Here is an 8815-nt window from a genome sequence, read left to right as displayed (position 1 = left end):
CGCTATCGCGCCCGCCAGCAGGATTGCGCCGGCTGCGACCTGCGGCAACGCTGCACGCCCAACACGCCGGCCCGCAAGGTCACGCGCTCCATCCACGAAGGCGCCCGTGACCTGGCCCGCGATATTGCCACCAGTGACGCCTATGTAACTTCCCGCCGCCAGCGCAAGAAGGTCGAGATGCTGTTTGCGCACCTCAAACGCATCCTAAAACTGGATCGATTGCGCCTGCGAGGTCCCAACGGCGCGAAAGACGAGTTCCTCCTCGCCGCTACCGCCCAGAACCTCCGCAAGATGGCCAAGCTGATCCCGATGCCGGCCCGGATGGCCCCCGTCTAAGGCGCCGCGGGCGCATGACTCCGTTTCAAACCGCGCGCTTGCCCGCGGCCGACCCCGACTTATTCAACACAATCGGGCGGAAGCGGACTGGCCGCTTTCAGGGTCCGCTTTGCCGATCAGGAACGGCGCGGGCTGGGTGGTCAGTTGCCTTCTGCAAGCAGTCGCGTTGCCTCTCGCACGGCGTCATCAACAGACCCAAACAGACCATTCAGTGGTCGAGTCTGAATGATCCAGTGGGGCTGCCAGCTTGCGTCTGTCGGGAATGGCACATGCTCGGGGTTCCACTCGTCGCCTGACTCGTAGTTCTCTAAGCGCTCTTCAACGAGCTGGAAGCGCTGACCGCCCTGTCATAGACCGCTAGGCGCCTCTTAGCGTCTGAAGACAACAGTTCGGCATAACGGTGATTCAGGTCCATCCGATCATTATGCCGGATCAAGTCGATGTCCGCTATGGGCGGACGGCGGTTCAGCGGCTTTAGGCGTCAAAGTTCCGTTAGCGATCTTTATCGATTTGCTTCGCAGAGTGTCTCAAGGACGCGTTGGCTGGAAATCTCATAAACGACATTCACCTGGTCACAGCCTGCCCAGAGCAGTTTGGGTACGTCGTCAGCATCATCAAACCATCGCCTAGTACCTGCGGCGGTTTGCTCAATAGGCTCGTCTTCTTCGGCACTGCATGCGCGAGAGGAGTTTCCGGGAATCACGACTGTACATGGCCCAGTCGGCGAATTGACAGGAATGGAATAGGAGCCAATCACTCGATCTTGCCCGGCAAAAGCGTAGCTCCGACCGTAGGCACTCAGTGGCTGCGAGCCTTTGGGCAGCACAACAGACCGTTCGATGCTATCCATTAGAGCCTCGTGGCGGTGATTCTCATCCTGCATCGTGCAAGCGGCGAGCGATAAAACAGCAAGCACCTTTGCAGGCCAGATCAACGCTTTCGCCTTTCGATTTTTGGACACCAAGGTTGGTACCGTAGCACGTTCGTCTACCCAGATGAACGAACGTCCGCTTCGCGGGCCCACACATGCGGCGCTGAACGGCCAGAACTGGGGCGGAAGCGGAAAGGCGGCTTTCAGGAAGGCAAGGTCCAGACCGGACCCTTACGGATTTGCTCACGCAGCTCGGCCCCCTATCGTAAGTTCGCTCGACCGGGCTTAGGGCGCGGCGATCTTCGCACGTCTCCGAGCCTTGCTCTTAGGTTATGTAAGTTATGTTGGCGGATACCTTTTTCCAGCTGCGCGCGCATTCGAGCGTGAGCTACGCTTTCGCGCCACACTTTCGACAACGTGCTCAACCGCGCGTTGGACATTTCGCCAAACCCGATCCGCGCTAGGTAGCTTCCGCACTTAGATCGGTGACGGCGGGGCCGCAGAACTGAGAAAAATTAAAATTGAACGATCTTTAGTTTCTCTGCTCGTAGCTTCGACATTTCTGCCCTTATGACGGCATTGTCTGCCTCCGAAGCCGCGAGACGATTCTCGGATTCCTCGTACATCAACTTGTACAGATCTGCATTCCGAAGGGCCTTTTCCAGCTTCGCCTGCAATGTTTCAGTTTCGGCAACCCTGAACACCGTACTCTGTCGGAGGTTCAGCCGCTTGTTCAAGGCCTTTAGCCATTTCCGCAGGTCCTCTGCGGTTTCGGAATGCGTGCTGTTCTTTAGCGTAGATGCCCCAATCGAAGCGAGCTTACATACTTCGGCGATCGTGACGCGTCCACGGTTGTTTGGATAATACCCCAGCCGGTCCACCTGTTCGGTAATCAGCACTTTGGCTTGTTCGATATTTGCGAGCGTTACCGCCCGCTTCTTTTTTTGATGGGCTATAGCCGCTTCTATGCTCATGTGTGCGACCCAAGTTGGTTACCATTAAGAACGCGGCCTGTTTCCTCAATAAGAAGGTGAGAGACGTCAATTCCCTCGAGGGCATCCCGAACCCGCGGGTCCTTCAGCGCCTCGGCTGCAAAGTCGGGGAACGGAAGAAGATGCCCTGAGATCTGGCCTTGCCACCACGAACGCATCATTCCGTCCGCCTTCTCGTATCCAACCAACGCTCTCTCGAGCGCCAATCGATGGTCCTGTCGTGCCGCGGCGAGCTCTAACCTATGCACGCACGAAATTTGGCAATTTCCGATGTCAGGATTACCGGTGCGGCGGTTGCAAGGTCCCGCCTGGTTTAGAGTCTTGGTGCAGAGCACATTACGTTTGACCAACATCACGCGGCCATCTTGTGAAAGCAGCTGCGCCACCGTTGCGATCGAATTTTCACCGAGCTCGGTTTCAGCCGAGCTCGCCATATATCGCGCAACTAACTCGCGGACAGCAGGCGCGGCCGGCCCTCCGGATCCATCGATACGCTTGATCGCATCTGCCGCTATCATCATCGCGGCCTCTGCAGACACCTGTCGCATTTCGTCCTGCAACTCTGGGTCGGACAGAATATAAGCTAGCGTCATATCAGGATCGCGATGCCCGAATACGTCGAACAGTATATCGCTGGCTCCTACCAAAGAGAGTGCGGCCAATCTGGCAACTGTTTTTCTGAACCGATGACTATGGACGTTACCTTGGCAGAGATCGGTTAGCCTGCGTCCGTCCGCGGTGGATGTTCGATCAGAAAACGCATGGGCATTGAACCTCAATTTGTCGCGCTCTGATCGGCGGCCAGCTCCCAACTTGAACGAGACGAACAATCGGTCTCCCCCCGGATCGAGTAACTCCGCAAGTTGTTGCTGCTGCTTGACCGCCTTGACGGCCGCCTTTGGGATCGGCCAGTCCCGTGGTTCGGAGCTGTCCGAGAGTTTGAATGTCCAGCCACGCAACAACGGCCCATTCGCAGTCAGGCGCAAACAATCCCTAGGAAATGAGACGAGCTCGCCATTACGTGGCCCGCAGGCCAAGCTTACGATCCAGAAATGCGACTCTTGGAGAATCGCCGCCAAGCCTTCCAACGTATGAGGAACGACCTCATCCCAGCTCTCGAGCCAGCCAGAGCGTGTGCCGTCATGCCGAGCAATGGACACCTGGAACTTGTATCGCAGCACTGGGCAGGTAATCTTCATGCCGTTGGCCCAATCACGGGCGTAGGCGGCACGCTGCTCTTTGGCCTTCAGCGGATTTGACGTCGCGATAGGTTCCGAGCGCAGCTCGCGGATCTTAGTCCAGCCAACCAGAACATCAGGGCCGAGTTGCTCGGCCATCCACATGGCGGCATTTCCTGACAGCGCAACAAAGTCGTCTTCAAACGGCTGCCAAACCTCCCTGTTGCGAACATCTTTGATATGGACGTCCGAAGCGGGCCAATCGTCGAGCTGTCCGGCCTTAAGAAGTCCGTTCAACCTGGGAATAGCGCAGGCGGAGCCAAGCTTGTTTGCCTGGAAGGCAGCTTTAAGCTCTTCCGGGTCAAGATGTCGAAAAATCGGCCGCCCATCAGGACAACCGGAGTGACCTGGGACAACCGCAGGGACCTGCAAGGCGGAGCTTGCGGCCTTTATTACGTTATGATTCAACGCCACCCAAGTCGAAGGCTTTGGCGGGCCGCGCATTTGCTTTGCAAGCATTATCGTTTGCGTGAACATCAACGCGGCGATCCGCTTGATCCGGCGAATAGCCTCTCGCGAGCCAACGTCGGTGGTTACCCACCCCTCCGGGAGAACCTTAAGAAAGTCGACAGTACGGCGCGAAACGGCCTGACGCTGGCCGGCGCCGGACCACTCGTGAGGCAAAGTCCAGACGTCATCCGACATTTGACATCCGGGAATGAGCTCCAAAGAGGCCAGCGAATGCCAGTCGGCTGTCCAGAGTTGCCCCAGGATCGGGGAACCCGCGATGGATTCGAGGTGCTCATCTACCGTTGGAAGTCTAACAGGCCGCGCAATATTCATATCGTACCCGTCGCCATCAGCGCGCTGGGAGGGATTTGATCGAAGAGGTAGACCTCGGAACGTGCAAGCTTTTCGCCGTGTGAGAACGCCGCTTGCTCGAACTCTGCCTGCCTATGGTAGAACAGTCGTTCGACGATCAAATTTGAAGCGAGCCATTCAGCTTGAAACGTAGATCCCTCAAATCGCTCCGCAGCGACATGAGATCGTATGAAGCGCAGCTCGGCGACACGAACAGCAAGGTCCGGCAAGGAGTCTTCGAAGACGACACCATGAACGCAAAGAGTGCAACGCTGGACAACGCAAAAGCCGCCACGATGATCGGGCGATAGGTCTCGTGGAGGATTCTCTGGATCGACGCACCCCATACCCATTCGAGTCCGATATCGCGCATCTCGCAGACGCTTTACCATTGCATCTGTTACAGCCGCGCCAGACATTCGAACGTGGAGGATCGTCGGGTCTACCCGCTGGAAGTTCCTAATTTCGTCGAAGACAGTTTCCTGAAGGTGTGTGAAACGCTCAAACCGTTGTGCGATCTGTCTGCGCTGCCGCAGATACGCGCTAGTCACGCGCAATTTGCTGTGGCCAAGAGCAGCCTTTAACAGAAGAATGTTGAACATACTGTTGTCATAAATGAACGATGCGAAGCCATCTCTAATATCTGTAAAGTTGAAGCGTTCAACAAAGTTCGTCATGATCTGTGGGTCAACATCTTGCAGCATGCCTGGGTTGGATTCGACCGCGTCGCGGAGATGCGACCGCAAAACTGAGTTGGCGTCCTATTTGTCAATCACGGCGACCCTTGATCCTCCGCTTGGTTCATATACCGTGAAGAAAAGCCAAGGAGATTTCACCATAACTCGTATGTTATCATACCTTTGCTGTTGCTCTTCTGACCGGCCTATAATCGCAGCAAGTTCCGCGATTTCTTTACGCAGCTGCGCCCTGAGAGGATCGGTCGCGGTGATCATCGACTTGATAACTTGATAGGGGTGAGCTTTCGGACGCCTCAGTGAGAACGCTATTTGCTCACGACCCGTCCTCCCCTTGAACGCGTACAGGGCGACGGTTGCTGTTTTCGACTCGGGATCTCCGGAACCGTCCAGGCGATGGTCAAACCATTTGGAATCCTCTGATATATCGATGTTCTTTACCGTGTCGGGGTTCCACCCTGTGTGCAGCATCACCAGCGTAAAAGCTGCGACTGCGTCCTCCATCGTTGGCACAAACCAGCGCACCGCATCAAAGTGGGTCCGGACGTCGGAAGCCAGAAAAGATGGTCCCGGCTGCTGTGGGATCTTCCGATCCGGAACGACACGACCGGCAAACTTTCTCATCGGTAATGCGCCGCGCGACAAACCCGCGGCAACGTATTCACGCGCGAAGTATGCCCAGTTTGCGGTCGAGCTCCAGATTTCGAGCTTTGATCCGGAGGCTGATCGCGGATCAACCCCCCGTGCGGCCAAGCATGGGCCTTCTTTCAACGCTCCCAAAAAGCCAAAGTGGACTCGCTTTAGGTGGTGGTAGAGGGGGCGAAGCAAACGCGGATCGACGTCTTTGTGCTCGGTCCCGCGGCACTCGGTGATAGTGGGCCAAATTAGATCTGCCTCAAATCCGGCCAGGTCACGGGCATGCAAAAACCAGCGTCGGATCCTGCCAAGTACGCTGCGTGCATAGTTGGCTCCGAACTCGAACGTATGCAAAAGGTGTGTCTTGAACAACTGGCCGTGCGCATTTGTTACGGCAGATAGATCTTCGACCGTGCCCGCCCCTGCGGTCTCCAAAGAATCTAGCATGCGCCAGAGATATTTCATCGTCGTCTTGGTCTGAGCACCCTCATGGCTGTTTTTGCCATAGGTCCCAGCTCGGATCGCAGGTGCGAGTTGTTTCACAAGAGACGGTCGTGCTCTTATACCGGCTTTGGGGTCGCCCTCCGCAAATGAGCTCAGATCCATCGCCCAAACGGCTTTTCCGCTGTTCGGTTTGACGTTCCAAACAAGGGCGTTTGCTGAAACGAGTGCGATAATGTTCTGCTCCGAACCGAGTTCCGTGTAATCGCGTTCATCCACGTAGTCGGTAAAGCGCGTCACCGGTGATACTCGCTGGTCGAGTCTTCCAGTTCGGAAAGATAATTTGACCAACTCGCCCGGTGATTAGCGACAAAAAGGTGATCTGCGATCCATTCTAGGTAGAGTTCAGTGGTCTTTTCGTCGACGTGGCCGAGGATCGGCCTGAGGTAGACACGGGTCAGGTCTTCAACACGCGATACTACGTAAGCGCGCGGTTGGTTCTGAACAAACTGCTTAATCCGTTGGGCGTCCTCTTCTAGAAGTTCGAGGAGGGTGTGACAGGCAAAGGTGTGCCTCCCGAGGTGAGGGCTCCATCCCGGGAAGGGCGCTGTCGCCGTATTATGCCACGCGCGGTAGATGGCCTGTGACGTAATAGGCTTCCCTGTCCGCTCACTCAGGAAAAGTTGCGGTGGCAGCGGTTCCCCGGGATTTCTTTCCTTGAATACTGCGAGCGTCTTCTTCCTTCGCAATCGACGGTATCGATCAAGGTCTACGAGGTGCTGCCGCTTGAATCGAAGCGATCTCGGCGCGCCTTTGAGATCTGGGTCCCCTACTTCGCGACCGCCCTTCGCGCCGTAAAAGATTTCCATGCGGGCGGGTCGGTGAAGATCCACCGTATCGGGGTCCGGTACCTGCCATTCTCTTACCAAGGCTGTCTCCATCAGCCTGCAACCAGTGTTGATGATATGGCGAATGGCGAGGTGGAGAGTGGGACCTGCTCGTGCCAACACCTCGGCCAACCAAAGATCTAATTCCTGCTTTGACGGCAACCGAAGTCGGGAAGGATGTTGACGATGTATTCCGATTCGACCTTGGATTAGTCCTCCGGACGTTGTTCTGCGGCCACGCCCGCCCGTCGATCTTGAACGTCCATTGCGACTGGACAATACGACAAAAGGTCCGCGAAGCGCTCTGTCGCCGCCCCACAGCATGAATTCGATCGCGATCGCGATCCGCCGATTGATGGTGGCGGCCGCAAGAGGCGTAGACCCTCGAGAGCGCAATTGTCCGCTAGACATGGCCTTGTCGTAACTGCCGAGTAAATCGGCATGGCTAAGCCTGCGCCAGTCCAAACGACGACGCTCCGTAAATGTGATGAAACTTTTTAGATCGTTTGCGTAGCTCCGAACCGTGTTCGCACTAAGTGCGACAACCTCGCCGTACGCCGTCGCCTCTCGTCGATTCGGGTGCCAGATCCCCAAAGCTCGTTCACGGAGGAAACGGTTCGCTTCCTCCGGGTACGACATGTCGCGCAGCACGAGAAATGGAACATGAGCGAAACGGGTAAGGCCCAGTCCATCAAGCTCGTAGGAACAACGGCTGAGTACGAATGCCATTGCTATCGCCGCCCGCTTCTCCCCCACATCGAAGATCGAAATTGGCCATCAGCTTTGAAAGCTACGTCATTGCGAGAACAGCGCGCTAGATCGAGGCGTCGATAATTGAGCGGCAGCACCTCGGCTGTGCTTATTCCTGTCAGGCACGACCGAAACGCTGATAAATACGCCAAACTTTTCAAAAGATAGCTTGCTGGAGCAAATAGATGATCGGTTGGCGCTTTGCCACCCACCTGCGCTCCACGCGAAGTGGCGTTCCGCCCATTCTCTTGGTCGACCATCATAACCACCCTCACCGATAAAACCTGAACCGAAGGCAATGTATTATGGCCATCTACACGGAGTCAATGAGCAGAATGAGCGATTTTAATTTCCCTAATACCACGAGTTAGTGATGCTAGTATTCAGAATGCTTTCGCGTTCCCCTGAAGGCAACTTGGATATTTACTTTCGACCCGTGGATCTTTGTGGCTAATCGAGGAATTAGCCTCAGATATTTAATGCCCGTTTGTGGATGTTTGCGCGATCTTGCTCATGAACCTTGGATATCTGACCAGTCTTACTCGCGTCGTCGGACACGAACTGCGACATCCACAATGTTCCACGACGCTCCTCCTCCGCCTCTGGAAGCTGCGCTGATCTTAATCTCGTGGCTTCCGATCGCGCGAGCGATCGGAAGGGGGACATCGCTGGCCTGAGTTGGGTTATGGCGACTCGATGCAGTGAGGCGTTCGACCAAACGCAAAACGGTTTGTCGACTTCGGGCGTCAAAACCCTATTTGAGCTCTGACATATAACGCGGCCAATGCCCGGTAGACCGACGCACGCCCGATCTTGAGGCGCTTGGCGATCTCCGTAGCACCCAATCCCTCGGCACGAAGCTCTCGCACAGCGTCCGGGCTTATCGTCGCGGGACGGCCCTTGTAGACGCCCTTAGCTTTAGCGGCCTCGATACCGCGCTTCTGGCGAGCCTTGATGAAGTGCTTCTCCATCATCCCCACCAGCCCAAACACAGTGAGCATTACCTCGGCCATGATGTCGCTGCCGTCGAGCACGATCGAGGGATCGTTGATGCGCAGCACTGCCTTCTTCTCCAATGACGCGCTTGGCGATCGTCAGCAGATCAGCGGTGTCGCGGGCAAGACGGTCGGGGTGGAGCGCCAGCAGTTCGTCCGAGGGTTCGAGCAGC

The 8815-nt window shown here is 56.2% G+C and carries 8 protein-coding genes; 1 reads left to right on the top strand and 7 read right to left on the bottom strand.

The annotated features are described in order from the left end of the window. Nucleotides 1-336 (top strand): transposase (locus FHT02_RS20830; RefSeq protein WP_184092092.1); only part of this gene is annotated, 336 nt, incomplete at its 5' end. A gap of 502 nt (nucleotides 337-838) precedes the next feature. Here the strand turns inward: FHT02_RS20830 and FHT02_RS20825 are convergent. The 7 genes from FHT02_RS20825 to FHT02_RS20795 all read right to left on the bottom strand — a co-directional run bounded on the left by FHT02_RS20825 (nucleotide 839) and on the right by FHT02_RS20795 (nucleotide 8708). Beyond that, a complete protein-coding gene (locus FHT02_RS20825) occupies nucleotides 839-1270 on the bottom strand; it encodes a hypothetical protein (protein WP_184092090.1) in 432 nt (143 codons plus the stop codon). A 452-nt stretch (nucleotides 1271-1722) separates the two neighbouring features. Then, nucleotides 1723-2181: a hypothetical protein gene (locus tag FHT02_RS20820; RefSeq protein ID WP_184092088.1), complete on the bottom strand. Its 459-nt coding sequence runs from the start codon at nucleotides 2179-2181 to the stop codon at nucleotides 1723-1725. After that, nucleotides 2178-4082, bottom strand: coding sequence for a site-specific integrase (locus tag FHT02_RS20815; protein ID WP_184092086.1), 1905 nt, complete (start codon nucleotides 4080-4082; stop codon nucleotides 2178-2180). The genes FHT02_RS20820 and FHT02_RS20815 overlap by 4 nt, the downstream gene beginning before the upstream one ends. Before the next feature lie 134 nt (nucleotides 4083-4216). Next, nucleotides 4217-4942 (bottom strand): hypothetical protein, encoded by a 726-nt coding sequence (locus FHT02_RS20810; protein WP_184092084.1) that lies wholly within the window; start codon nucleotides 4940-4942, stop codon nucleotides 4217-4219. 57 nt (nucleotides 4943-4999) lie between these two features. Beyond that, nucleotides 5000-6310 (bottom strand): hypothetical protein, encoded by a 1311-nt coding sequence (locus FHT02_RS20805; RefSeq protein WP_184092082.1) that lies wholly within the window; start codon nucleotides 6308-6310, stop codon nucleotides 5000-5002. Further along, a complete protein-coding gene (locus FHT02_RS20800) occupies nucleotides 6307-7626 on the bottom strand; it encodes a site-specific integrase (protein ID WP_184092080.1) in 1320 nt (439 codons plus the stop codon). Before FHT02_RS20800 ends, FHT02_RS20805 begins: the two co-directional genes overlap by 4 nt. A 767-nt stretch (nucleotides 7627-8393) precedes the next feature. Beyond that, nucleotides 8394-8708, bottom strand: coding sequence for a helix-turn-helix domain-containing protein (locus tag FHT02_RS20795; protein ID WP_343057030.1), 315 nt, complete (start codon nucleotides 8706-8708; stop codon nucleotides 8394-8396). Nucleotides 8709-8815 lie beyond the last annotated feature (107 nt).

This window comes from Sphingomonas xinjiangensis (assembly GCF_014199255.1).
Taxonomy (GTDB): Bacteria; Pseudomonadota; Alphaproteobacteria; order Sphingomonadales; family Sphingomonadaceae; genus Sphingomonas; species Sphingomonas xinjiangensis.
The sequence above is the reverse complement of the archived record's forward strand: the minus strand, read 5'-3'. Positions and strand labels throughout refer to the sequence as shown.